Origin of the sequence: Pseudoxanthomonas sp. UTMC 1351 (assembly GCF_040948865.1) — a bacterium.
Lineage (GTDB): Bacteria > Pseudomonadota > Gammaproteobacteria > Xanthomonadales > Xanthomonadaceae > Pseudoxanthomonas_A.
Genome location: NZ_JAVGJT010000008.1, coordinates 89,745 through 114,731, shown reverse-complemented (window position 1 = coordinate 114,731; position 24,987 = coordinate 89,745). Strand labels below are relative to the sequence as shown.

Annotated in this window: 17 protein-coding genes; 11 read left to right on the top strand and 6 right to left on the bottom strand. The window is 63.7% G+C overall.

Features of this window, described 5'->3' with window-relative positions:
- Positions 1-195 precede the first annotated feature (195 nt).
- Genes recD through recC form a run of 3 tightly spaced genes read right to left on the bottom strand, consistent with a single transcriptional unit; the run spans position 196 to position 9,160 of the window.
- Positions 196-2,130 (bottom strand): exodeoxyribonuclease V subunit alpha, encoded by a 1,935-nt coding sequence (gene recD, locus AB6O04_RS06465; RefSeq protein ID WP_368563016.1) that lies wholly within the window; start codon positions 2,128-2,130, stop codon positions 196-198.
- Positions 2,127-5,711: an exodeoxyribonuclease V subunit beta gene (recB, locus tag AB6O04_RS06460; RefSeq protein ID WP_368563015.1), complete on the bottom strand. Its 3,585-nt coding sequence runs from the start codon at positions 5,709-5,711 to the stop codon at positions 2,127-2,129. The genes recD and recB overlap by 4 nt, the downstream gene beginning before the upstream one ends.
- Positions 5,708-9,160, bottom strand: a complete 3,453-nt coding sequence (recC, locus tag AB6O04_RS06455) for an exodeoxyribonuclease V subunit gamma (protein WP_368563014.1) — start codon at positions 9,158-9,160, stop codon at positions 5,708-5,710. Before recC ends, recB begins: the two co-directional genes overlap by 4 nt.
- A 206-nt stretch (positions 9,161-9,366) precedes the next feature.
- Between recC and AB6O04_RS06450 the strand changes: the two genes are divergently transcribed.
- From AB6O04_RS06450 to AB6O04_RS06425, 6 genes are all read left to right on the top strand, one after another.
- Entirely contained in the window at positions 9,367-10,155 is a 789-nt protein-coding gene (locus AB6O04_RS06450; protein WP_368563013.1) for an ABC transporter ATP-binding protein, read from the top strand.
- Positions 10,156-10,270: 115 nt separating this feature from the next.
- Entirely contained in the window at positions 10,271-11,023 is a 753-nt protein-coding gene (locus AB6O04_RS06445; RefSeq protein WP_368563012.1) for an MlaE family lipid ABC transporter permease subunit, read from the top strand.
- A gap of 4 nt (positions 11,024-11,027) precedes the next feature.
- On the top strand, positions 11,028-11,552 hold the full coding sequence (mlaD, locus tag AB6O04_RS06440) for an outer membrane lipid asymmetry maintenance protein MlaD (RefSeq protein ID WP_368563011.1): 525 nt from the start codon (positions 11,028-11,030) through the stop codon (positions 11,550-11,552).
- 8 nt (positions 11,553-11,560) lie between these two features.
- The gene (locus AB6O04_RS06435) at positions 11,561-12,214 is read left to right on the top strand and encodes a phospholipid-binding protein MlaC (protein WP_368563010.1); all 654 of its coding nucleotides are present in this window, start codon (positions 11,561-11,563) and stop codon (positions 12,212-12,214) included.
- A complete protein-coding gene (locus AB6O04_RS06430) occupies positions 12,198-12,500 on the top strand; it encodes an STAS domain-containing protein (protein WP_368563009.1) in 303 nt (100 codons plus the stop codon). The genes AB6O04_RS06435 and AB6O04_RS06430 overlap by 17 nt, the downstream gene beginning before the upstream one ends.
- A 33-nt stretch (positions 12,501-12,533) precedes the next feature.
- Positions 12,534-13,616 (top strand): VacJ family lipoprotein, encoded by a 1,083-nt coding sequence (locus AB6O04_RS06425; RefSeq protein ID WP_368563008.1) that lies wholly within the window; start codon positions 12,534-12,536, stop codon positions 13,614-13,616.
- A 492-nt stretch (positions 13,617-14,108) separates the two neighbouring features.
- Here the strand turns inward: AB6O04_RS06425 and rmuC are convergent, their stop codons facing one another.
- Both rmuC and AB6O04_RS06415 read right to left on the bottom strand, forming a co-directional pair.
- Positions 14,109-15,452 (bottom strand): DNA recombination protein RmuC, encoded by a 1,344-nt coding sequence (rmuC, locus tag AB6O04_RS06420; protein WP_368563007.1) that lies wholly within the window; start codon positions 15,450-15,452, stop codon positions 14,109-14,111.
- Positions 15,453-15,488: 36 nt separating this feature from the next.
- Positions 15,489-16,439 (bottom strand): LysR substrate-binding domain-containing protein, encoded by a 951-nt coding sequence (locus AB6O04_RS06415; protein ID WP_368563006.1) that lies wholly within the window; start codon positions 16,437-16,439, stop codon positions 15,489-15,491.
- 86 nt (positions 16,440-16,525) lie between these two features.
- On the opposite strand from AB6O04_RS06415, the gene AB6O04_RS06410 reads away from it, so the two are divergent.
- The 3 genes from AB6O04_RS06410 (at position 16,526) to fabV (ending at position 20,682) form a co-directional block, all read left to right on the top strand.
- Entirely contained in the window at positions 16,526-17,446 is a 921-nt protein-coding gene (locus AB6O04_RS06410) for a DMT family transporter (protein ID WP_368563005.1), read from the top strand.
- A gap of 406 nt (positions 17,447-17,852) precedes the next feature.
- Complete coding sequence (putP, locus tag AB6O04_RS06405; RefSeq protein ID WP_368563004.1) at positions 17,853-19,340, top strand: sodium/proline symporter PutP; 1,488 nt, start codon at positions 17,853-17,855, stop codon at positions 19,338-19,340.
- Positions 19,341-19,464: 124 nt separating this feature from the next.
- Complete coding sequence (fabV, locus tag AB6O04_RS06400) at positions 19,465-20,682, top strand: enoyl-ACP reductase FabV (protein WP_368563003.1); 1,218 nt, start codon at positions 19,465-19,467, stop codon at positions 20,680-20,682.
- A 214-nt stretch (positions 20,683-20,896) separates the two neighbouring features.
- On the opposite strand, the gene AB6O04_RS06395 is transcribed toward fabV, so the two are convergent.
- On the bottom strand, positions 20,897-22,081 hold the full coding sequence (locus AB6O04_RS06395; RefSeq protein WP_368563002.1) for a class I SAM-dependent rRNA methyltransferase: 1,185 nt from the start codon (positions 22,079-22,081) through the stop codon (positions 20,897-20,899).
- Positions 22,082-22,336: 255 nt separating this feature from the next.
- On the opposite strand from AB6O04_RS06395, the gene AB6O04_RS06390 reads away from it, so the two are divergent.
- Both AB6O04_RS06390 and AB6O04_RS06385 read left to right on the top strand, forming a co-directional pair.
- On the top strand, positions 22,337-23,296 hold the full coding sequence (locus AB6O04_RS06390) for a TerC family protein (protein ID WP_368563001.1): 960 nt from the start codon (positions 22,337-22,339) through the stop codon (positions 23,294-23,296).
- Between the two features lie 821 nt (positions 23,297-24,117).
- Positions 24,118-24,897: a rhomboid family intramembrane serine protease gene (locus AB6O04_RS06385; protein WP_368563000.1), complete on the top strand. Its 780-nt coding sequence runs from the start codon at positions 24,118-24,120 to the stop codon at positions 24,895-24,897.
- Positions 24,898-24,987: the final 90 nt, after the last annotated feature.

Below are 24,987 nucleotides of genomic sequence, written 5' to 3'. Positions count from 1 at the left end.
ATCAGGCTACCAAAAGCAAGCGAAATCTAAGTTATAGCTTAGATTGCCTATCTGACTCTTCAGAAACCCTGAAAAACTAAGTTATAGCTTAGATTGCAACGCGGTATAGCGCCTGCTCTCGCCGCCTATCGGCAGCAGCGACCAAGAGGTGTCGGATGCTGCGCTTTGTTCTCGCACGGGCGCGGGGTGGACTTGCTACGCCAGTCTTTCCTTCAATCCGGCGATGCGCTGTGCCTGTCGGGACAACGCTGCGCGCAGGATGTCCTCGCGCGCGAACAGATGCACTTGCCGGCGCGTGCGGGTGATCGCGGTATAGAGCAGTTCGCGCGTCAGCGTGCGCGCATCCTGGCGCGGCAGCACTACCCAGGCCTGGTCGAACTCGGAGCCCTGCGCCTTGTGCACGGTGAGGGCGAAGGCGCTGAGATGCGCCGGCAGTGCGGCGGGATGGAAACCGCGCACGCCTTCGCCGCCGCCCGGGAAGAACACCGCGGTGGCGCCATCGGACTGGCGCAGGCAGATACCGACATCGCCGTTGAACAATCCGTGCCGATAGCTGTTCTCCGCGATCAGCAGCAGACGCCCGTGAAAGTACACCTCGCGATGGACCCCGGCCAAGGCTTCCTCGATCTGCGCGTTCAACGTGGCGGCGCCTTGCGGGCCTTCGCGTAGAGCGGTCAGCAGGCGAAGACGGTCGGCTAACGCCAGCGCCGCGGCAGGGTCGGTTTCGGCTGCCATGCCGCGCCAGTGCGTCAGCAACGATCGACGCGTGGTGGGTGCTAGCGGGCCGATGGCGTCTTCGTGGAAATCGACGCCGCGTAGCGATTGGCTGCGGAGCAGCGACAAAGCGGTGTCCGCATCGCCGTTGCGCACGGCGTCCGCTAGTGGTGCGAGATCGAGTTCCTCGGATTGGCGATAGCCGCGTTGTAGTTGGACGCGATGGCCGAAGAGTGGGGGCAGGAACTCATTTGTGGGAGCGACGTAAGTCGCGACCGTAGTGCTGGAACTATCAATTACTTCTTCCGCGAATAGATCTACCTGTTTGGGAGTGTCGCTGGCTGCGGAAGATTTCCGGTCGCGACTTACGTCGCTCCCACAACCAGAAATCCCTAGCAACGGCGCCAGTCGCTCCGCCAGCTCTTCCGGCAACACATCCCCATCGCCCGCGGCATCGCCAATCGCCGCCAGCACATCGCCCGCTTCCACTGACGGCAACTGATCGCGGTCGCCCAGCAGGATCAGGCGCGCACCGTTGGGTACGGCGTCGACCAGTTTTGCCATCAGCGGCAGGTCCACCATGGAGGCTTCGTCCACCACGATCACGTCGAACGGCAGCGGCTGGCTGGCGTTGTGGCGGAAGTGGGGACTGCCGGGCCGGCTGCCAAGCAGGCGATGCAAGGTGCTGGCCCGGTCCGGCAGCGCCGTGCGCCATGCGGGGCGGAGGCTGGGCAGCCCATCCAACTTCGCCAAGGCAGCGCGCAGACTTTCTGACATGCGGTCGGCCGCGCGTCCAGTCGGCGCCGCCAACGCGATACGCAATACCGCGCCCTGCGCATCGGCTTGCGCGATCAGCAGCAACAGCAGCCGCGCGATGGTGGTGGTCTTGCCGGTGCCCGGACCACCGGTGATCAACAGCAAGGACTGCACCAGCGACAACGCCGCCGCGCGCGCTTGCCGATCGCCCTGCTCTGCGTGCGGAAACAGGTCGGCGAACAGCGGCTGCACCGCGGCAAGATCGGTTCCCACCAGCGATTGCGCAGCCAGCCGTTTCAATCCCGCGGCCAGTGCGCGTTCGTATTCACGGTAACGCCGCAGATAGAGCAATCCGTTTTCCAGCACCAAGGGTGCTGCCGGGTTGGCGATGTCTTCCTGCGCCGGCTCGCTTATCCATGGCGATGCGCGCCAGGCGGCGATCCATTCGTCGGCATCAGGCAGATCTTCCGCATGTCCCAGCAGCCAATGCGGCCGTGCGGGATCGAAGCCGGCGTGGCCAGCGCCGACCGCAAGCGATGCCAACGCCGCGCCCAGCAGCACGCGCTCATCGGTTCGCGGATCCAGCCGGCGCAGCGTGTCGGCCAACGCCATATCCACGGGCCGCAGGCGATCACCAAGCATCGACGTCACCGCGCTCATGCGGCGAGCTCCAGTGGCGGTACCAGCAACGCATCCACCGCTTCGACCAGCGCGCGCGGAAATTGCGGGACGAAGACGCCGCGCGCTGGATCGGCAACGTCCAGCCCGCGGCAGAACACATAGCGAACGCCACCGAAATCGCGGTCGTAATCGTATTGCTCGCCCAAGCGCAATTGCATCCAGCGGTGCACCGCTAAGGTGTACAGCAACGCTTGCAGGTCGTATTCGCTGGACGCCATGGTCTGTGCCAATGCATCGGGTTCATACGAAGGCAGATCGTTGGATTTGTAATCCATCACATAGACGCGGCCGGCATGGCGATAGGTCAGGTCGATCTTGCCGTTCAACAGTCCGGTGAGTTGCGTCCACACGCCGAAATCATGGCGGTCCAGCGCCAACTCATACCGGTGCAGCAGATCGAGGAACGCCTGCGTAGTGGCTCCACGCAGCGCCAGATGGAATTCCAGTTCGGTGATGCGCGCTTCCTGGGGCAGGTCGCACAAGCGGACGCCTTCGGGCATCGGTGCGTTGACGGTGTTTGCGATCAGCGGTGTCAACTCGCGAACACCGGCTTCGTGCTGCTTTTCCGGATAGCCCTGGCTGTTCAAGGCATCAATCAGCGGCTGGGTTTGTCCGTGAGGTGGCCATTCAGCGGCGTGATCGCGCCAAGCGGCGAAGTCGATGCGTTCCAGCGCGTGATGCAGCGTATTGCCGAAACGCGATCCGCCGAATTGGCGTGGCCGGGGTGGCGCGATGGCCGACGGTACTTCATCGTCCGCTGGGCGCGCTTCGATCATGGCGCTGGCACCATGCGATTGTTGTTTGTGCAGCTGGCTGAAGCTATGAATCCACCAATCGCGGTGCAGTCTGCGCCGAGCTTCGCGTGGCGCAGGCACCGCCGGCACAGACGCGGCAGGCAAACGTCCCGGCTGCTCCAGCGGAGGCATGCCGTTGCTGACAACAGCGGCGTCACCCAACGCATCCATTAGTTCTAGCGCAGACGCAGGCGCTTGCAACAGGCGGTGCAATGAGGCGTTGTGATGCTGCGACAGCGGACCGCCGCACAACCATAGCGCTTCGCTGGCGCGGGTCAGGCCCACATAAAGCAACCGCATATCCTCGGCGCTTTCCTCATCCAGATGTGCCTGCTTGGCATCGTTCCAGGCGGGAGCGCCTTCGAACGTCTGTGCCGTCGGCCATTGCCGCACGCGCTGGCCGGAGGCGTCGGTATACATCGCCAAACCGCTGACCTTCTCCTGCCGGCCGATGCCGACGAACGGCAGATAGACCAGCGGAAATTCCAGCCCTTTGCTCTTGTGCAGGGTGAGTATCTGCACGCGTCCGGCGTCGGATTCCAGTCGCGGTTGCTGCGCTTCGTCATCGCCATCGGCATGGACGATGTCATAGCGCAGTGCGTCCAGCTGTCCTTGCGTGCCCAGATTGCGGCCGGCCGCGGACTGCATCAGTTCGCCCAGCTGCAGGTAATTGGTCAATCGGCGTTCGCCGCCAGCCTGTCCCAGCAAGCGCTCGGCATTGGCTGCCAGCACTTCTGCCAGCATCGCTTGCGGGCCGTGCCGCTCCCAGCGCGAACGCCAGCTCACCAGCGATTGCTGCCATTGCCGCAGCAGGTCGCCTTCTTCATCCAGCACGGCGATACGTGCGGCATCCCAGCCGAGTAGCGGCGTGGCCAGCGCGGCGCGCAGGCGGCGGTCATCGCCAGGTGCACGCAGTGCCAGCAGCAACGTCAGCAAATCCTGCGCTTCTTCGCTTTGATAAAGGCTTTCCCGGCCGGAAGCTACCGCAGGAACGCCACGCAATGACAACGCATGGCGTACGGCGGCGGCTTGGCGGTGATCGCGGACCAGCACCGCGACATCGCGCGGCTGCAACGGCCGCATGGTCTTGTTCGAACGGTCCTTGATCAGCGCGTGGCCCGCTTGGGCTTGTTGCAGGCGCTGCAGAATGGCATCGGCGCAGAGTTCGGCGGCCAAGCGCACTGAAACCGGTTTGGTGTAGTCCTTGCCATTCTCGGACGGCGGTACGACGTGGAAGTGGATTGCCGGTGCGGCTTGTCCATCCAGCAGAAAATCCATGTCGGCCGCACTGCCACCGGGCTGCGTGGGCAGGAAATCGATTCCCTCGCCCAATGCGCTCGGTGGAGTGCTTTCGAACAACGTGTTGACGGCGCGGATGACGCTGGGCCGCGAGCGGAAGTTGCGGTCCAGCGTGGCGCCCTGTTGTGCCGTCTTCGCTGCGGCAACGTAGGTATTCACGTCGCCGCCGCGGAACCGGTAGATGGCCTGCTTGGGATCGCCGACCAGCACCAGGCTGCCTTCGCCGAACAAGCGCGCGAATATTTGCCACTGGCGCGCGTCGGTGTCCTGGAACTCGTCGACCAGCACGCAGGGGAACTGCTCGCGCAAGGCGCCGACCAGCTTGGCCGATGTGCGTTCGTCGGCGACCGCCGCATGCAGTTCGCCGATCAGATCGTCATAGTCGCGGACGTTGAAGGCTTCCTTGCGAGCGCGTTCGCGGCGCAGCGCGTCGGCACGCAAGACATGTAGCCGTTGCAGATCCCGCGCTTCCTGCCAAGTTTCCACCGCCGCCAGCGTGTCGATGACGGGCTCGAAGGTGGCGAATAATGGCGATTGCGGTGTCTTTCCCGCCTTGGCCTTGAGCGTGCCTTTCTCCAGCACGGCAGGCAGGTATTTGTGCAGCTTGGGATGCGCCGCCAAAGGCGGATTCGATGACGCTACCGCTTTCCTCAGCCACTGCCAGAGCGAGACGACGTGGTCGGCCTTGTACTCATTCGCCTTGAGCACAGCATCGGCGATGGCACGGCCGACGACTTCGCACGCGGGCTCGCCATGGACGGTGAACGCTTCGCAGACGTGCTGCCAAGCTTGCGCCAGCGCAGGACGCGGATCGACCAACGCCGGCGGCGATGGCGGTAGCAACGGTTCTGGCGCCAACAAGTCGCGCAGTGCCCGGGAGAGGGCTTCGACTCGGCCGAATTGCCGATGCAGGAAATCCGCGCCTTCGGCATCGCGCGAGAAGGCACGCCACAGATCCGCTGCCAGTCGTTCACGCGCGGCGGTATCGGCGGTTTCCAGTTCCGAAGCAATCAACGGCTGCCGTGTGTCCAGCGCGTGTTCGCGCAGAACACGTTGGCAGAAGCCGTGAATGGTGGCGATGGCGGCCAGATCCATTTCGCGCAGCGCCCGGGCCAGGCGCTGGCGCAATGCCGGCAGCGATTCGCGCGGCTCGGTCAGCAAAGCTTGATGTAGCAGCCTGCGCAGCATCGCGGTTTCGGGTGCGTCGCCCGCCTGCGTCTCTGGGTCATCTTCTTTCCAGGCATCGGCCAACTCCACCGCCTGTCTCAGCCGCAGCCGTACGCGTTCGCGCAGTTCTTGCGTGGCAGCGACCGTGTAGGTCACCGCCAGGATCTGCGGAACGCGCAGCCGGTCGACGATCACCGCGCGTGCGAACAATCCTGCCAGCGCATAGGTCTTGCCGGTGCCGGCGCTGGCTTCGACCAGGCTGCGCGCATGCAGATTGGTGTCGAATACGGCGTCGCTCACAGCAGCGCCTCCGCGTCGAAAGGCTGGCCCTGCTCCAGCGCGCTGAAAATACTGTGGGATAGCAGTTCGAATGCGTCGCGCGCTTCGATGTCACCATCCAGGAACGGATCGCGTCCGCGCAATGCAATGCGTGTTGCCGCTTGCGCTTCCCCGGGTCCACCGAAGCGAAGCTCATCAAAGCCGCCCTCGGCGCCACCGCCCCATACCTTCTGCGCTTCTTCCAGTGCGCGTTCGTGATCCTGCTGCGCCATCGACCACCAAGCGTGGCCGCTCTTGGGCAGGAAACACAACGGGAAGCGCGCGGCGTGCTGACGCAACGCTATCAGCGCGCCCAATGCGGCGCGTGCTTGCGATGGCGGCAGCGGTTCGCGCACCGCGATGCGCGGCAGTGCGCCTTTCTTTTCCACCGACAGCTCGTGCAACGCCAAATCCTGCGTGGAAGCCACCAGCCAATCCAATCCGTGCCGCAACGCATGGCCGCCGTGGCGGCCCGTAGGGTTGAGCGCTGCGCGAAATAGCCGATCGCCATGCACTTGCTCCAGGGTTCCGGCCAGCATGCTTTTCTCCGCCCCACCATCGCCCAGCATCAACTCGAACGGCAGCGCCTCGCCGGTGCCTGTGAAGCCTTCTTCTATCGCCATTTCGGCAAACGGCGCCACTTCGTCGACGATGTTTCGCAGCACGGCGCGGCCGTCCGCGCCAGGCGCCAACCAGCCGCGCGCCAGCAATTCGATTTGCAGCGACGAAAGTTCCGGTGCCTCGCCTGTGCGGCGCCAGGCGTCGAAGACTACCTGCCGTAGTCCGTAGCGGCTCAGCGCATCCGGCATGCCGAAGGGTTCGTGTTCTTGCGGCGGCGCTTCTTCCTCCGGCAGCCGCAGCCCCAACCCGGCCTGCAGGTAGAACGCATGCGGCCGCATCAGCGCGTCGCGCAATTGCGCCAGCGACAGAACGGTTTTCTCATCCGCCTCATCGCGCGGCGGCAGAATCGACGCGAATATTTCCCGTTCGGCGCGGCCTGTGCCGGTATCGGCACCCGCTGCTGGATACCAGCGCGCGTCGAAGCTGAAACGGCGCGCGTCGCCGTGGCTTTCCTCCGGCAGCGCCGCGCCGAACGCGGCGGGCGAAAACGGCTGCAACGCATGCCGGACTACCAACTTCTCACGTACGGCTTCTGCATCGCCGTGGTGATAACGCGCGGCGGTGTCCAGTAGTTCCGACACGAGTACGGAGGGCTCGCGCCGGCTACCGTCGCGCGCGTCCATGCCTACCCAGCTGGCATAGAACGCCCGGCTGGCCGACGAGAACAGTTGCAGGAACAAATAACGGTCGGCGTCGCGCCGCGAAGGGTCGCCCACCCGCCGGTCGCTGTCTTCCAGTGCTTGGTTGATGCGGTTGATCGGGTCGCGGCCGTCGCGTCCTGGAAACGCCGCCTCGTCCATGCCCAGCAGGCAGATCACACGGAAGGGGATCAGCCGCATCGGCACCATTCGCCCGAAGCAGACGCCACCAGACAGGAATGGGGCACGCGCATCGCTACCCGCCAGTTCGGCCTGGAAGTGATCCAGCACCACGCGGTGCGCCACGGCGTCGTCGAACTCGGCTAGTACCGCGCTGTCGGCGAAATCGGCGACTGCTTTGTGCAGGCGCTCAAGAACGGCGCGTTCGCTGTCTTCGCGAGGTTCGGCGGCGAACACGGCTGTCAGTAGTTCGGCCAGATGATCGGACCATTGCTTTGGTGTGTGCGGACCCTGGAGGCGCGCGCCGAAACTGCGTAGCGCCGCCAACAGCCGCACCAGTGCGTCGAGCGATTCGGTGGCTTGACCTTCCAACTCCGGCCACGGTGCGATGGTGTGTCCTCCGCCCGTAGCCGCGCCGCCGATCAGTTCGTCATCGCCGCTGGCCATGCCCAACAGCAGCCGGTCCACAGCGAACTCGAAGGTGTACTCGTTCGACTCGCGCGCGAGGCGGACGGATTCGCTCTCCAGCATGGGCGAGTCTGACGGAACCAGATGACGCGCGCGGTCGGCACCATCCAAACCCCAGCGCGCGCCAGCCGCCTGCAGCCAATCCTGCAAACGCGCGCGGTCGGCGTCTTCGATATCGAAGCGCTGCGCCAGCGCCGGCACCGCCAACAGATCGATCAAGTCCGGCAAGGTCAGCGGCTGCAAGGGCAGCTTCAACAGACGCAGGAAAGCTTCCGCGATGGCGGCGGTGGCCAATGGGCTGGTGTCGGCGATGGTGTAGGGCAGCTCGCGCGGAGTGCCCAGCGCGCCGCCGAACACAGCTTCCACATGCGGCGCATACGCATCCACGTCGGGCATCAGCACCGCGATGTCGCGCGGGTTAAGACGCTCGCGGCCTTCAGGCGCTTCCTGTTCCAACAGCGCCCGCAGCTGATCGTGCAGCACCTGCACTTCGCGCAAGCGCGTGTGGCAGGCGTGGAATTGCAGGCTGGTGTCGTCCGTTGCGACTTGCGTACGCGGCCAACTGGCGTCGTGAGCCTCCGCGGCCAAAGGCGCGCGGTTCTCCAACACATCGGCCTGGATACGGCCCAGCAAGAGATCGTCGTAGGGCTCACTGAAAGCGGGGGCCTCGAAGCGTGCGCGAACGGTTTCGCCGCCGCCCAATGCGGCGATGAAATCGCGGCCGGCCTGGCCCCAGGCGGCCAGCAATGGATTTTCGCCGCCGAAGCGGTCGTCCTGGTCGGGTGTGTAGTCAGCCGCCCAGCGCGACAGATCGCCCCAGTAAACCCGCGACGGAGTGTGCAGATAGAAGTGCTGCTCACCTGCGCGTGCCTGGCTGGCGATCACCTGCAACACATCCGGCGAGATGTTCTGGCAGGCGAACACGAACAGCCGCGGCGGCAACCCGGCCGGCGCCTGCACGCCTTCCGGACCGAACTTTTTCAGATACTCGCCGATACGCCGCGCGCGATGCTGACGGCCGCGGCCGATCCGCTGCCATAACGTGGCCTGGGCGTCGTCACGCGGCGCATGGCGCTCCCAAGCCAGTAACTGATCGCGGCGCCAAGCTTGGTATTTCTCGAAGCTGTCGGCCAACGCACTCGCCAACGACCAGCGGTAACGCGGATCGGCGTTGCCGGCAAAGCCCGCGAATTCGGCCGGTGGGTCGTGTTCGAGTTCGCGCAGCAGATGCCAACGCAGCGCTTCGGGCATCAGCCGGTCGCCACGCGGCGCCTCGCCCAGATTGGCATCCAGGGCCAGATCGACGAACTCGCCAGGCGTCAGGAAACTTACGTTGGCGCAGATGCCGAGTCGTTCTGCCAGTGCCTGCTGCAGCCAGCGTCGCATGGAGAATTGCGGCACCAGCACCACTTCCTGCCGCCACCAGTCGTCCGCACGGCCGCGCAGCCCGCTGGCCAGCACGGCGGCCAGCACATCGAGATCGTTGGAAGGATAAAGACGGAAATCGTGGGGCTGCCCCTGCATCCGGCCATGATGCCGCAGCCCAGTCGCAATTGCAGAGACTCGGCTGTGGCGAGACTTGATGTGGGCGCATGCGGTGACCAAGCTGTCTTAAACAATAATCAAACTCGTCGGTGCAGGTTTTGTTCAGGCGCTAGCCGTGAAGCTAACCCGTTGTTTTTCCGTTAAACCCGATTAGCCAAACATCCCGCCAAACAATCCGGCAATCCATGACGTCTTCCGACACCCCCGCCGTTCGCCTGTCTGATGTCCGCCTTGACCGCGGCGGTCGCACGATCCTGCGCGACATCGCCTTCGCGGCGCCGGCGGGCAGCATCACCGCGATCCTGGGCCCCAGCGGCAGCGGCAAGTCGACGTTGCTGGCAGCGCTGACCGGCGAGCTTCCGCCTGTCAGCGGTGCGGTGGAAGTGTTCGGCCAGCCGGTGCCGCAGCGAAGCCGCGCCTTGTTGGAAATGCGCAAAAGTGTTGGCGTGCTGCTACAGGGCAATGGATTGCTAACCGATCTGTCGGTGGCGGACAACGTCGCCCTGCCGCTGCGCACCCATACCAAGCTGACGGACGCGCTGATTCGCCGTATCGTCGAATTCAAGCTCAATGCGGTGGGACTGCGCGCCGCCGCCGACCTGTATCCACGCGAGCTTTCCGGCGGCATGGCCCGTCGCGTCGCCCTCGCCCGCGCGCTTGCGCTGGATCCGCCGCTGATGCTCTACGACGAACCGCTGACCGGGCTGGACCCGATCGCCAGCGGCGTGATCATGAGCCTGATCCAGCGCCTCAACGCGACCTTGGGGCTGACCAGCATCATCGTGACCCACCACGTTCATGAAACCCTGCCCATCGCCGACCAAGCCGTGGTGATCGCCAACGGAAGCTTGGTATTTGCCGGCACACCCACCGAACTGGAAAACACCGCCGACCCGTTGGTGCGCCAGTTCCTGCGCGGCGAACCGGATGGGCCGATTGCCTTCGATACGGCCAAACGGACGGAGGCGGCGTGAGGACGAGAATCGGGAATCGAGAATCGGGAATCGCTGCATGCCTACGTCGGCATGGCGTAGCGACGGCTTTTCCCATTCCCCATTCCCTATTCCCCATTCCCGGAGGCGAAGCCTGATGCCCTTCATCGCTGCCACTCGCTCGTTGGGCCGCGCCGGGCTGTTTTCGCTGTCGGTGTTTCGCGCCTCCAAGCCCACGGGCGATTTTTTTGCTGAGCTGACCCGTGAGATCTACAAGATCGGTGGGCGTTCGCTGCCCATCATCGCCGTGGGCGGCGCCTTCGTGGGCCTGGTGCTGACCCTGCAGGGCTATCGCACCTTGACCACGTTCGGCGCCGCCGATGCGCTATCGACGCTGTTGGGCCTGTCGCTGTACCGCGAACTGGGTCCCGTGCTCACCGCGCTGTTGTTCATCGGGCGCGCCGGCAGTTCCATCGCCGCCGAACTGGGCCTGATGCGTGCAACCGATCAAATCAAGGCACTCGAGCTGATGGCGATCGATCCGGTCGCCAAGGCCGTCGCGCCGCGCTTCTGGGCGGCGGTGCTGACGGTGCCGTTGCTCACCGGTTTCTTCTGCAGCCTGGCGATCAGCGCCAGCTATTTCGAAGCCGTGCACGTGCTGGGCCTGGACAACGGGACGTTCTGGTCGGCGCTGCGCAACAGCGTGGATTTCTGGGACGACTTCGGTGTGGCGCTGCTGAAGTCGGCGGTGTTCGGCGGTACCGCCGCGCTGGTCGCCGCCTATGTCGGCTTCCACGCAGAACCCACTATCGAAGGCACCTCGGTGGCAACCACCCGCGCGGTGGTCAATGCCTCGCTGCTGGTGCTGATGTTCAATTTCGTTCTTTCCGCTTTGCTGTTCCGGAGTTAATGCCATGTCCATTCGCGGACCCCGTCTAGAATTCGCCGTCGGCGCGTTCCTATTGCTGTCACTGGCCTCGCTGCTGGTGCTGGCGCTGGCTTCCACCAACCAACGTTTCGGTTTCGGTGGCAGCAGCTACGAACTGAAAGCGCGCTTCACCAATCTTGGCCAGCTGCGCAAGCAGGCGCCGGTGAAGATCGGTGGCGTGGTGATCGGACAGGTGGCTGACATTCAGCTGGACCCGGTCAAATACGACTCCGTCGTGACGCTCTCCATCGACGGCCGGTACAAGGACCTGCCGGGCGACACCGCCGCCGGCATCTTCACCAGCGGTTTGCTGGGTGAGAACTACATCGGGCTGTCGCCGGGCGGCGATCCGGAAGTATTGAAGTCCGGCGATGAGATCGCCTTCACCCAGCCGGCGGTCGATCTGCTGCAACTGGCCGGCAAGTACATGTTCAGCGGCGGCGGCAACACTGGCACGACGCCGGAAGCAACGCCGCCGCCTGCTCCCTCTGAAGAAGTTCCCCAGCCTTGAGGCCTCTTATGAAGCATTCTCTTTTGTCGGTTGTTCTCGCCTCGGCTCTGGTAGCCGCGGCACCCATTCCCGCGGCCTTCGCGCAGGCCGCCCGGACGCAGGCTGCGCCCAGCGCCGCCAGCCAGTTGGTACTGGCCAGCAGCACCCGCATCCTGACCACGCTGGAACAGCGCCGCGCCGAGTTCAAAGGCAATCCGGCGGCGCTGCGCGAGTATGTATCCAGCGAATTCAACACGCTGTTCGATCGCGACTATGCCGGCCGGCTGGTATTGGGCATGCACGGCCGCGGCGCGTCGGATGCGGATATCAAGCTGTTCGCCGATGCGCTGAGTGACAGCCTGATGACCCGCTACGGTTCGGCGTTGCTGGACTTCAATACGAGCCTGAAGGTGCGGGTGAAGTCGGAAACCGCGCTGCCTGGCGGCCGCGGGGTGAAGGTGTCCAGCGAAATGATCCGCCCGGACGGCGACCCGGTGCCGGTCGACTATCTGCTGCGCCAGGTTGGCGGTAAGTGGAAGATCTTCGACGTGATGGTGGAAGGCGTGTCGTTCGTGCAGACCTTCCGCAACCAGTTCGATGCGCCGCTGCGGCAGAAATCCATTCCGCAGGTCGCTGCCGATCTGCGCGCCGGCAGGATGCAGGTCAGTGGCGACGTCAACTGACGCCGGCGTCAGCCGCGACGGCAGCGCGCTGGTATTCACCGGTGCGCTGGACCGTGCTGCTGCCACGCGCTTGTGGCGGCAGGCTTCGGCAGCGTTGCCCGGTACGCAACGCTTCGTCCTGACCAACGTCACTACCGTCGACAGCGCCGGGCTGGCATTGTTGGCGGAACTCGCCGCGCGCCTGCGTGCTGCCGGCAACTCCCCGCAATTCGATGGCGAGCCCGCGGGCTTGGCGGATCTGCGGGCAGCCTATCGATTGACGCCGACGCTGGACTATCCGGCGTAGCGGCAACCCCCCACGTTAGCCCAAGGAACCGGGATGAACCTGTTTCGCGTCAGCACCGTCGTACTGTTCGCCGCGCTGGCTTCCGCCTGCGCTTCCGCACCACCCGCCGCCTCGTCCGCTTCGCCGGCCGAGCCGGTGGTCATCGACAGCGCGTCTAATAACAGCACGCCTTATAACAGCACGCCTGACAACGGCGGATCCAACAGCGCGCCTGTTGATGGCGGCTCCGTAGCCGAAGCCACGCCGGCCGGCGACACCGCGCCTGCTCCCATGGGGGAGGCCGCGACAGTCGAGACGCCTACTGTCAACGGCAGCACGTCCGCGGAACAGGATTTCGCCGCCATCTATGGCCAGGAACCCTACGACCCGATCGCCGACCCCACGTTGCCAGCTGCGGCGCAGTTGCCCAAGGCGTACGACCCTTGGGAGAAATACAACCGCAAGGTGCACAGGTTCAACAACGCGGTGGATCGCACCATCGCCAAGCCGCTGGCGCGCGCCTACGTCGAAGCGGTTCCGCGCCCGGTCCGACTGGGCGTCAGCAATTTCTTCGACAACCTGGGCCAGCCGCTGACCCTGGTCAACCAACTGCTGCAGGGCAAACCGAAAGCCGCCGGGCAGACACTGGGCCGCTTCGTATTGAATTCAACGCTGGGCATCGGTGGCCTGTTCGACCCGGCCAGCGACGCCAAGCTGCCGCGCGGACGGGAAGATTTCGGGCAGACGCTGGGCACGTGGGGCTGGCATCGTTCGCGCTATGTGGAACTGCCGCTGTTCGGGCCGCGCACCGTGCGCGATGTCCTGGGCTTGGCCGGCGACATGCCGCTCAGTCCGGTGCGGCAAATCGAACAGGACAAGACCCGCATTTTCCTGCAGGGCCTGAATCTGGTCGACACGCGCGCGCAATTGCTGTCGCTGGACAGCCTGCGCGATGGCGCCGTGGACGACTACACGTTGGTGCGCGATTCGTGGATGCAGCGCCGCGCCTATCAGATCGAAGGCAGCAAGCAGGGCGACAACGAAGATTCGCTGCCGGATTATCTGCTGGACGAAAACAACCCGACGGTGCCGGTGGATGCCATGCCGATGCCGGATATTTCCACGCCGGGTCCTTGAAGCGCGACACCCATCATTGGTATTTGTAGGAGCGGCGTCCTGCTTTTGTAGGAGCGGCGTCCCGCCGCGAGCTCTTCCGTCAGATCGCGATAAAGCGAAGAGCTCGCGGCGGGACGCCGCTCCTACAGAACTTCTGCGTGTAGACCTGCGCCGCTATGCCGGTACTGCGACAGGAAGAACAGCCAAAGCCTTAGACACGGATCAACGCGGATAGAAGCGGATAAGCATCGAATGCTTTTATCCGTGTCTATCTGCGTTGATCCGTGTCCAGTAGCTTTTCGTTTTCCACACCGGGCGCTTGAAGCGCGACACCCATCATTTGTATTTGTAGGAGCGGCATTCCGCCGCGAGCTCTTCGCTTCTATTGCGATCTGCCAGGAAGAGCTCGCGCCGGGACGGCGCTCCTACAGGGATCCTGCGTGTAGATCTCATTTGCGATCGCGACTTACCGGTGCCGGCATGCCGGCACCACTCCTACAAACAGTAGCCGCCCTACTCCGCCTCGTCGCTATCGGCCGCGGCGTCCAACAACTTCTGGGTCTCTTCCCCCGGCAGTGTTTCCACTTCGCGCAGGGTGCGGGCGATGGCGCGGGTGCGCACGCCTGTGTTGTCGATCTGCTTGCTGGCTTGTTCCAGTTTGTTCTTGACCGAATCGAGCACGTCGCCGAACTTGCCGAACTCGCTTTTGGCCGCGCCCAGGATGCGCCAGACTTCGGCTGAGCGCTTCTCGATGGCAACCGTGCGGAAGCCGACCTGCAAACTGGTCAGCAGCGCCAGCAGCGTGGTCGGGCCAGCCAGGGTGATGCGATGGTCGCGCTGCATGGCTTCGAACAAGCCGGGGCGGCGCAGCACTTCGGCATACAGGCCTTCGGTGGGCAGGAACATGATGGCGAATTCGGTGGTGTGCGGTGCCGCCACATACTTGCGGATTTCCAGTGCCTGTTTCTTGATGGCGCGCTCCAGCGCGTCACCCGCCACGCGCACGGCCTCCGCGTCAGCGCGTTCCTGTGCATCGAGCAGGCGTTCGTAGTCTTCGCGCGGGAACTTGGCGTCGATCGGCAGCCATACCGCCGAGTCGGTGGTGGAACCGGGGAAACGCACCGCGTATTCCACCCGCTCATTGCTGCCAGGTACGGTGACGACATTGGCGGCGTACTGGTCCGGCGTGAATACCTGTTCCAACAGGTTGCCCAATTGCACTTCGCCGAACACGCCACGCGATTTGACGTTGCTCAACACGCGCTGCAAGCCGCCCACGTCGGCCGCCAGTTTGTTCATGTCGCCCAAGCCCTGGTGCACCTGCGCCAGCATGGCGGTGACATTACCGAAGCTTTCGGTGAGGCGCGTTTCCAGGGTGGCGTGAAGTTTCTCGTCCACGGTCTGGCGCATCTGCTCCAGCTTGGCGGTGTTGTCCGCCTGCAACGACTTCAGCCGGTCTTCCAGGGTGGCGCGCATCTCGCCGATACGCAGTTCATTGCGTTGGGTCAGTTCGCTCAGCCGCTGACTGAGCACGTCGGCGAAACGCTGTTGCGATTCGGCCGCTTCCAGGCGCCCTTTCCTGGCATCTTCGGCAAGGCTGTCTCGCAACACGTCCAGGCGCTGGTCGGTGCGGATGCTCAGATCGGCCAGGTTGCGGCCGAAGCCTTCGATACGGGTTTCCTGCTGCTTGGACAGGCTGTCCAGCTGTTCACGCAGTTCACCGCGGCCATTGCGCTGCTCTTCGCGCAAGGCTTGCTCCAGCCGCGCTTCGGGGCGGCGCAGCAACAGCACGATGAGCAGCACGACCGCGGCAGCCGCGAGCCCGAGCAAGAGGAGAAGTAGCGTCTGAATATCCATGCGGACAGTGTACTGGGCGGCGTCGCAGGGACTGCGTCAGCCGCCGGGCTGAGCTGCCGTGCGCCAATCCGTCTGCGCTGCCCAAGCTTGGCGCAGGTATTCGACGAAGACGCGCACCTTGGCCGGCACATGCTGGCGCGCCGGCATCACTGCGTGCACGTCCACGCCCAACAGCGACCATTGCGGCAGCACCCTTTCCAGACGGCCGTCATGCAGTTCATCGGCAATCACGAAAGCCGGAATGCGCGCGATGCCGGCGCCGGCCAGCGCCGCCATTTTCAGTGCCAGCGTGTTGTTGACGTCCAACCGTGCCGGCAGAGCGATGCGCAGGGTTTCCTCACCGGAGCGAAACTCCCAGGTGCGGCCCGCGGAGGCCAGGCTGAAATGCAGGCAATCGTGCTGGCTGAGTTCGTCCGGGCGTTGAGGCCGTCCGTGCTGGTCCAGATAGGCCGACGAGGCGCATAGATAGACGGGGCTGTGGGCGATGGTGCGCGCGACCAGGCTGGAGGATTCCAGCTGACCCAGCCGGATGCCCAGATCGTCTCCCTGGCGAATCAGATCCTGCGGGCCGTCCGCCATCCGCAAATCGATGTCCACCTGCGGATACTGGCTGAGAAAAGCACCCACATAAGGCGCCACGTGCATGACGCCGAATGTCATCGGAATAGCGACGCGTAGACGCCCGCGCGGGACTTCACTGCCCTCGGTAACGGCGTCCTCGGCGGCGCGCGCTTCGGCGAAAGCGACTTGTGCGTGCTGCAAGTAGAGCTGGCCGGCCTCGGTCAGGCTCAACCGTCGCGTGGTCCGGTGCAACAAGCGCGCCCCAAGGCGCTGCTCCAGACCGGACACCTGCTTGCTCACAGCCGCCTTGGACAGGCCGAGGGTTTCGGCGGCGCGGACGAAGCTGCCCAGCTCGGCGACCCGGACGAACGCCAGCAGCCCGGGCAGGTCGGGAATGGGGATTTGTCCCAACGGGATTGTTGACATGGGGAAACAGTCTAATCACTTCCGGGCGGATTATCCGTCGCTGGCCAATGCCTATCCTGCAGTCATCCCGCCCTGGAAGCCCCGCGATGCATACCTCTACCGCCCGTCTGCTACTTACCCTGACCGCCGGCACTCTGGTGGGCAGCATCTTCGTGATCGGCAAATTGTTGCTGAGCCAGGGCCTAAGTCCTGTCGCGGTGTCCTTTTTCCAGGTCGTCGGCGCAGCCAGCGTAATCGTCACCCTGGTGGTCGCGCGCGGGACCCGGCTGCCGACCGATCCGGCTGCGCTGCGGTTCTTTGCGATTGCCGCCCTGATCGCGGTCAGCGCTTCCGCCTTGGTGGGCAATTGGGTGCTGGCGCGCATTCCGGCCGGGATCTTCACCGTGGTGGTGACGCTGTCTCCATTGTTCACCTCGTTGTTCCAGGCGTTGGTGCAGCGGAAGCTGCCGTCGCGCAATGCGCTGATCGGAACCGGCTTGGGCTTGCTGGGCGTAAGCCTGGTGCTGCTGCCGCGCGCGCAGGCGGTGGACAGCGAGCAGGCGCTGGCACTGGTGGTCGCGCTGGCAGTGCCGGTGCTGCTGGCGGCCGGCAATGTCTATCGCTCGCGCTATTGGCCGACCGGCATGGATGCACCCACTTCCACTGCCGGCACCATGGCCGTGCAGGCACTGATGCTGGTGCCGCTGTTTTTCTCCGGCGACGCCATGGCCTCGCTGCCACGAGCAATCACTTTGTGGCCGCTGGTGCTGTTGATGATCGTGGTCACCGTGGCCGCCAACGTGTCCGCAGCCGCATTGCAGCGTATCGCCGACAGCGTGGCCTATAGCCAGATCGGCTATGTCATCGCGCTGACCGGCGTCGTTGCCGGAGCGTGGTTGTTCGGCGAGTCATTGGGCTGGACCTTGCTGCCCGCGCTGGGGCTGGTGTTCTCTGGAGTGTTGTTGGTCAATCGTCCGGTCAAGCCGCGCGCCGACGAACGCGTCGGTGTTGTAGCGGAAGCGGCCTGAGTCGTATCGACGAAGAAGCGGTCGGAGGGTGGTCCCGGTTGACCACGACCACTGAGCGGAACGACCGCGATGACAACCAGAATCAACGCCGGGGCGACACGACAAGAGATTCTTCATGGCGATGCAGTGGTTGTTATCCCGAAGGCTGCGCCAGCCGCCGATGTGACTTGATTCTCCGAACATTGCGTGCAGGTAGAAGCCCACAATCAGTACCAGGATTTGGCTTCCCTCTCACTCTGCCGCAGCGGCATATCCGGTGCGTGGTGCAGCGCCGATTGCCAGTCACGCCGCGCGCCTTTACCCTGCCCGCCACTCCCGTGAATACGCTTGCGGGCCGGCGATTTACCGCCCTTACTTATGTCACGTCTATCGGCGCGGCACTTCATCGAAGACCACAAGGATTCACATGACTGCTGGCACGCCGCTGCTCGTCACGTTCACCGCCTATCTGCTGCTGATGGTGGCTATCGGTTTCCTGGCGTGGCGCCGCACGCGCACCTTCGATGACTACATTCTCGGCGGGCGCTCGCTCGGCAGCTACGTTACCGCGCTCGCCGCGGGTGCATCGGATATGAGCGGCTGGCTGATGATGGGCCTGCCGGGTGCCTTGTACCTGACCGGCGCCTCCGAGGCATGGATCGCCATCGGGCTTGTCATCGGCGCCTGGTGCAACTGGAAATATGTGGCCGGGCCGCTTCGCGTCTATACCGAACGCGCGGGTAACGCGCTGACACTGCCGGACTATTTCACCCACCGTTTCGCCGATGAGAGCCGACTGCTGCGAATTCTGTCGGCGGTGGTGATCCTTGTGTTCTTTGCCATCTATTGCGCGTCCGGCATCGTGGCCGGGGCACGGTTGTTTGAAAGCATGTTCGGACTGCCATACGAGCAAGCCATGCTCTGGGGCGCCGGGGTGACGATCGCCTACACGTTCATCGGCGGATTTCTTGCGGTCAGCTGGACGGACACCGTGCAGGCAACGCTGATGATCTTCGCGCTGCTGCTGGTGCCCGTGTTCGCGATCATCGGCGCCGGTGGGCCGGAAACGGCGATCGCGCTGATCGAACAGACCGATCCGGCGCGGCTGCAATGGATCGGCGCTGGCGGCGTTGTTGCGGTGATTTCCGCTGTCGCGTGGGGACTGGGCTACGTCGGCCAGCCGCACATCCTGGCGCGGTTCATGGCTGCCGACAGTCTGGCGACGATTCCACGTGCGCGCCGCATCAGCATGACCTGGATGGTCCTGTGCCTGACCGGCGCGATGGCGACCGGCTTCTTCGGTATTGCCTGGTTCGCGGCCAACCCTGCCGTGGCCGGACCGGTCAACGCAAACCCCGAGCGCGTGTTCATCGCATTGTCGGAACTCTTGTTCAACCCGTGGGTGGCGGGTGTGCTGCTGTCGGCGATCCTGGCCGCGGTCATGAGCACGCTGTCGGCACAGTTGCTGGTCTGTTCCAGCGCGCTGACGGAGGATTTCTACCGCGGTTTCGTTCGCCCCAAAGCCGGCCACAAAGAGCTGGTGTGGTTTGGGCGCGCCATGGTGCTGTCGGTCGCACTGCTGGCGATCTGGATAGCGCGCGACCCGGAGAGCCGCGTGCTCGGACTGGTCGCCTACGCCTGGGCTGGATTCGGTTCGGCATTCGGACCAGTGGTGGTGCTGTCGTTGTTCTGGAAGCGCATGACCCGCAACGGCGCCTTGGTAGGCATGGTGGTCGGCGCGGCAACGGTGGTCCTGTGGAAACAAACGGGCAGCGCGCTGTACGAGATAGTGCCTGGCTTCTTCGCCTCCACCGTCGGAATCATCATTGTCAGCCTGCTCGGCAAAGCGCCTTCACCACAATTACAGGCACGGCATGAGCAGGTACAGGACACGCTGCGCGAGAGCGGCTATTGAGGACGCACTCCCCCTTTCTGCCGTACTTGTGCCGCGCCATACGCAGGCGTGTGTAGCACCTTTGCTTCATTCTCGACGGGCGCGAGACTAAGATGCTGCGCAGGCACATAACCCGGTAACGACGTTGATCATTCATCCCAAGGTCCGTGGCTTCATCTGCACCACCACCCACCCGCTCGGCTGCGAGCTCAACGTGCGCGACCAGATTGCCGCGGTCCGGGCACATGGCGTGCGCAGCGATGGTCCGAAGAAGGTGTTGGTGATCGGCGCGTCCAGCGGCTACGGCCTGGCCGCGCGGATCACCACGGCGTTCGGCTACGGTGCCGACACCCTGGGCGTGTTCTTCGAAAAACCCGGCAATGACAAGAAGCCCGGTACCGCTGGCTGGTACAACGCCGCCGCGTTCGACAAGTTCGCCAAGGCCGAAGGCCTGTACAGCCGCTCGATCAATGGCGATGCGTTCTCCGATGAAGCGCGCGCCCAGGCCATCGAGCTGATCAAGAACGAGATGGGCGGCCAGGTGGACCTGGTGATCTATTCGCTGGCCTCGCCGGTGCGCAAGCTGCCCGGCAGCGGCGAAGTGAAGCGTTCGGCGCTGAAGCCCATCGGGGCGGCGTACAGCTCGACCGCGATCGACACCAACAAGGACACCATCATCCAGGCATCGATCGAACCTGCGACCGAGCAGGAGATCGAAGACACCGTCACCGTCATGGGCGGCCAGGACTGGGAGCTGTGGGTCGATGCACTGGAACGTGCCGATGCGTTGGCGCCTGGCGCGCGCACGGCGGCTTTCAGCTATATCGGTACCGAGATCACCTGGCCGATCTATTGGCACGGCGCATTGGGCCGCGCCAAGGTGGATCTGGATGCCACCGCTCACCGGCTGGACGCACGCCTGCGCAAGATCGGCGGCGGTGCGAATGTCGCGGTGCTGAAATCGGTGGTGACCCAGGCCAGCGCCGCCATTCCGGTGATGCCGCTGTATATCTCCATGGTCTTCAAGATCATGAAGGAGAAAGGCCTGCACGAAGGCACCATCGAACAGCTCGACCGCCTGTTCCGCGAGCGTCTTTATCGTGCTGATGGTCAGCCGCCGGAAACCGACAATGAAAACCGCCTGCGCCTGGACGACTGGGAACTGCGTGAGGACGTGCAGGAAACCTGCAAGGAATTGTGGCCCAAGGTGAACAGTGAAAATCTGCTCCAGCTGACCGACTACGCCAGCTACAAGCGCGAGTTCCTCAAGCTGTTCGGCTTCGAGCGCGACGACGTGGACTACGACGCCGACGTCGATCCGAACGTCCAGTTCGATTGCATTGAGTTGTCGCCGGAGAGCTGAGGCGGCTCTTTTTCCGGTCGATTAATACGGTCGCGACTCACCGGCGCCAGCATGCTGGCGCCGGTGAGTCGCGACCGGAAGAATAAAGCCATTTTTGACACGAATCAGTGCGAAAGAGGCGGATAAAGCAATGAATGCTTTTATCCGCGTTTATCTGCGTTGATCCGCGTCTAAGAAGCTTTGATTTTTGGTCGCAACCGACCTCGCTCCTGAGCTAATCCACCACGCGGCAGAACACCGCCTTCAGATAACGCGATTCCTGCACATGCGCCATGAACGGGTGGTCGGCACCGGCGCCGGACACCTTGAGGATCTGGATGGTGCGGCCGGAGAAATAAGCGGCGCGGCGCAGCATGTCCAGGAACTGTTCTTCGCTGACCAGGCCGGTGCAGGAGAACGTGGCGAACAAGCCGCCCGGCTTCACCACGCCCAGCGCCAGTTTGTTCATGTCGAGGTATTTCTTCAGCGCGGTGATCACCTGCTCGCGGTCGCGCGTCATCTTGGCCGGGTCCAGGATCACGACGTCGTACTGGTCGCCGCGATTTGCCGCATCGCGCAGGTACGGGAATATATCGGCCTGCACGAATTTCAACTTGACGTCGTTGAGCTTGGCGTTGCCCTTGGCGATCTCGATGACGTCCTCATCGATGTCCACGCCCACCACTTCTTCCGCACCACGCACCTTGGCATATACCGCGAAGCCGCCGGTGTTGCAGCACAGGTCCAGCACACGCTTGTCCTTGCACTGTTGCGACAACCATTCACGGTTCTCGCGCTGATCGGCGAAGAAGCCGGTCTTGTGCGCGCCGGCCGGGTCGGCGCGGAACCTCACGCCATTTTCGGTGATGATGCTCGGCGCCGGCGCTTCGAGACCTGCGCTGCTCACCGGCCGGTAATCGAAGCTCTCCTGCTTCTGCACATGCTCCTCGGCGAAGCTATAGAAGCGTGCTCCGGGGAATTGTTCGCTCAACGCTTCATAGATCCAGTCGCGGTGGCGGAACATGCCGGCGCTGAAGAATTCGACCACCAGCAGATCGCCATAGCGGTCCACCACCAACCCGGACAGGCCATCGCCTTCGGCATGCACCACGCGCCAGGCGTCGGTGGTGGCATCCAGCTTCAACACATCACGGCGTAGCGAAACCGCATCGGCGATCTTGCGCGAGAACCAGCCGGCATCCACCGGAATTTCGGGGTGCGTTTCCAGAATGCGCACGGCAATGCGCGAATGGCCGTTGTAGAAACCCCGGCCGATCCACTCACCATCCACGCCGACGACATCGACCAGGCTGCCGGGCTTGGGCTTCTGGACGGGCTTTTCCACCAGCTTCTGGAAAATCCACGGGTGGCTGGAGCGCCAGGCGTTTTTGAGACGGACAACGGGAAGTGGGGTATTCATGACCATCATTTTACCTGTCGGATTGACCTCACCGCCCTGCGCCGTGAGAATGGCCGCAGAAGGGGAGTAGCTCCCAACGTGCAGGCCGTCATTTCGAGCATATCGCTCCGGTCCCACGGCAGTCGGTTAATCGGCTGTGAGCAAGACCTTCGCCGCATGGCGAAGGTTTGCCCTGGAATCGGGAATATCTTCCATTCCATTCGCATCCCTCTGCCTTTGCGGCCCGTACGCCTTTTACTTTCGACGGAGTCGCGAATGCAGACGATTGGCAATGTGTGGTTGTGGGGCGGCTTCGCCGTCGTGGTGGTCGTGGCCTTGCTGGCCGACCTGGTGCTGATGCGTCATGGCGGCGCGCACAAGGTGACGTTCAAGGAAGCGCTGTACTGGAGCCTGGGCTGGGTCGGCCTGGCGTTGCTGTTCAATGCCGGGTTGTGGTGGTACTTGAACGAAACCGCCGGCGCGGCGATGGCCAGCAAGGTCGGTTTGGAGTTCCTCACCGGTTATCTGGTGGAGAAGTCGCTGGCGGTCGACAACATCTTCGTCTTCCTGATGCTGATGAGCTACTTCGCTGTACCGGAAGAGCAGCGCCAGCGTGTGCTGGTAATCGGCGTACTGGGCGCCATCGTGCTGCGCGGCCTATTGATCTTCGCCGGCGCGGCGCTGCTGGCCAAGTTCCATTGGCTGCTGTACTTGTTCGGCGCGTTCCTGCTGGTGACCGGCATCAAGATGTGGTTCGCCGCGGGCAAGGAACCGGATCTGGAAGCCAATCCCGCGCTGCGCTGGATGCGCGGGCACCTACGTCTCTCGCCGACCTATCACGGCGATGCGCTGAGCGTGAAGCAGGGCGGCGTCCGCTGGTACACGCCCTTGTTCGTGGTGCTGGTGCTGATCTGCGTGACCGATGTGATCTTCGCGGTGGACAGTATTCCGGCGATCTTCGCAATCACCGCGGATCCATTCATCGTGCTGACGTCCAACGTATTCGCGGTGCTGGGCTTGCGTGCGATGTTCTTCCTGTTGGCGGGCATGGCGGATCGTTTCCATCTGCTGCCTTACGGGTTGGCGGTGGTGTTGGTGTTCATCGGCACCAAGATGCTGCTGATCGATGTGTTCAAGATTCCGGTGTTGTGGTCGTTGGCGGGTGTGGTGGTGATTCTGGGTGTGACCATTGTTCTGAGTTTGATGCGGCCGGCTAAGCCTGGAGCTTCGGCGTAGTTTTGTATTGTCCTGGCGCTGACGCGAATATCTCGCTGGAGCTGGTGGTCTACGCGCTTGCAGCGGGCGTCACTTTTCTTTGCTCGTGCAAAGAAAAGTAACCAAAAGAAAGCACGCCCCAGGCGGCCCGCCCTTCGGGTTCGCAATCGGGCCGGGAATTTTCGGCAGGTACATCCATGTACCTGCCGAAAACGGCGCACATCCTGTGCGCCGCCCCTTGCGGGGTTTTACCCGTCCCGCTTGCCGCACCTGAACGGGGCCCCGAGAAGCAGAAGAGCAAAAGCAAGGCAACGTCAAAAGCACAGTCAAGAACAGAAGCAAAAACCGTATCCGTGTGTGTACACCAGGTAGTCGATTGCTGTTGCTTTGCTGTTGCTGTCGCGTTTGTCGTTGCCTTTGACTTTTGGGGTCCCCTTTAAGGCGCGGTGGCGCCGGTGGGTACAACCCCTTGGGGCGCCGCGCAGGACGCGCGGCGTTTTCGGCAGGTACATGGATGTGCCTTCCGAAAATTCCCACCGGCGACACGTACCCCGAAGGGGCGCGCTGCCAGGGGCGTGTTTCTTTTGGTTACTTTTCTTTGCACGAGCAAAGAACAAGTGACGCCCGCGGCAGCGCGGAAACTGTCCGCCTCAGCAAGCAATAAGAGAAAACGTTAACCAGCTTCGTGCTCTCCAGCCAACGGCGAAGTGAACTGCCGCAACCCTCTCTAAAGCCAATTGCAACTCACCCGTAGGAATATCCCGGGGACGGGATGGTGTATCCGTATGAGAACCACCATGACCACCCTTGCAATCCGAACCAGCGGCGCCATTGCATGATGCATGGACCCACATCATCCCGATCACCCGGCCTTCGACCCGGAAACCCAACGGCAGCATGACCGCCGGCGCCTGCTGTGGGCGCTGAACCTCAGCCTCGCTTTCGTGCTGCTGCTGATTATGGTGTTCTCCGCGCAGGGCAGCTTCGACTGGCGGCCGTTCGCGATCGAGCCAATGAGCCGTGAGGGGCTGTGGGGCATTTTGACGGCGCCGTTGCTGCACGGGTCGATCGAGCACATCGCCGCCAACGCTACCGCGCTACTGATCCTGGGTACGCTGGCCGGCAGCGTCTATCCGCGGGCCACGTTGTACGCGTTGCCGCTGGTATGGCTGGGCGCTGGATTGGGGCCCTGGTGGCTGGGCGATGCTGGTACGCATCACCTGGGCGCCAGTGGGCTGACTCACGGCCTGATGTTCATGATCTTCATGTTGGGCCTGCTGCGCCGCGACCGCGCGGCGATTGCCGCCGGCATGATCGCGTTCCTGTTCTACGGCGGCATGGTGCTGACGGTGTTGCCGCGCGAAGTCGGCGTGTCCTGGCAGGCGCATATGGGCGGTGCCGTGGCGGGTTTCATCGCCGCCATCTTGTTCCGCAAGCTCGATCCGATGCTGCCGCGCAAACGCTACAGCTGGGAGATCGAGGAAGAAGAAGCCGCCAAGGCGAACGATGAGCTGGAACTGCCTGTGCCTCAGGAAGTGCCCGTCCTATGGCGACGCGGGGAACAAGAAGAAGAGCGCGGCGTGTTGTTGCGTTTCCCGCCCCGCGACCCGCCGCATTCCTGACTTGATGGTGCGCAGGCGCGACAGACCTGCAGCCATTTTTTGTCTGCACCGGTCTCCCGATTCTTCGAATCATCGTCTCAATTCTCTGCC

What these genes read in the sequence shown, in the direction of transcription:
- recD (WP_368563016.1), bottom strand. Translation starts at nt 2,130, where the DNA reads ATGAGCGCGGTGACGTCGATGCTTGGTGATCGCCTGCGGCCCGTGGAT.
- recC (WP_368563014.1), bottom strand. Translation starts at nt 9,160, where the DNA reads ATGCAGGGGCAGCCCCACGATTTCCGTCTTTATCCTTCCAACGATCTC.
- AB6O04_RS06450 (WP_368563013.1), top strand. Translation starts at nt 9,367, where the DNA reads ATGACGTCTTCCGACACCCCCGCCGTTCGCCTGTCTGATGTCCGCCTT.
- AB6O04_RS06445 (WP_368563012.1), top strand. Translation starts at nt 10,271, where the DNA reads ATGCCCTTCATCGCTGCCACTCGCTCGTTGGGCCGCGCCGGGCTGTTT.
- mlaD (WP_368563011.1), top strand. Translation starts at nt 11,028, where the DNA reads ATGTCCATTCGCGGACCCCGTCTAGAATTCGCCGTCGGCGCGTTCCTA.
- AB6O04_RS06435 (WP_368563010.1), top strand. Translation starts at nt 11,561, where the DNA reads ATGAAGCATTCTCTTTTGTCGGTTGTTCTCGCCTCGGCTCTGGTAGCC.
- AB6O04_RS06425 (WP_368563008.1), top strand. Translation starts at nt 12,534, where the DNA reads ATGAACCTGTTTCGCGTCAGCACCGTCGTACTGTTCGCCGCGCTGGCT.
- rmuC (WP_368563007.1), bottom strand. Translation starts at nt 15,452, where the DNA reads ATGGATATTCAGACGCTACTTCTCCTCTTGCTCGGGCTCGCGGCTGCC.
- AB6O04_RS06415 (WP_368563006.1), bottom strand. Translation starts at nt 16,439, where the DNA reads ATGTCAACAATCCCGTTGGGACAAATCCCCATTCCCGACCTGCCCGGG.
- AB6O04_RS06410 (WP_368563005.1), top strand. Translation starts at nt 16,526, where the DNA reads ATGCATACCTCTACCGCCCGTCTGCTACTTACCCTGACCGCCGGCACT.
- putP (WP_368563004.1), top strand. Translation starts at nt 17,853, where the DNA reads ATGACTGCTGGCACGCCGCTGCTCGTCACGTTCACCGCCTATCTGCTG.
- AB6O04_RS06395 (WP_368563002.1), bottom strand. Translation starts at nt 22,081, where the DNA reads ATGAATACCCCACTTCCCGTTGTCCGTCTCAAAAACGCCTGGCGCTCC.
- AB6O04_RS06390 (WP_368563001.1), top strand. Translation starts at nt 22,337, where the DNA reads ATGCAGACGATTGGCAATGTGTGGTTGTGGGGCGGCTTCGCCGTCGTG.
- AB6O04_RS06385 (WP_368563000.1), top strand. Translation starts at nt 24,118, where the DNA reads ATGGACCCACATCATCCCGATCACCCGGCCTTCGACCCGGAAACCCAA.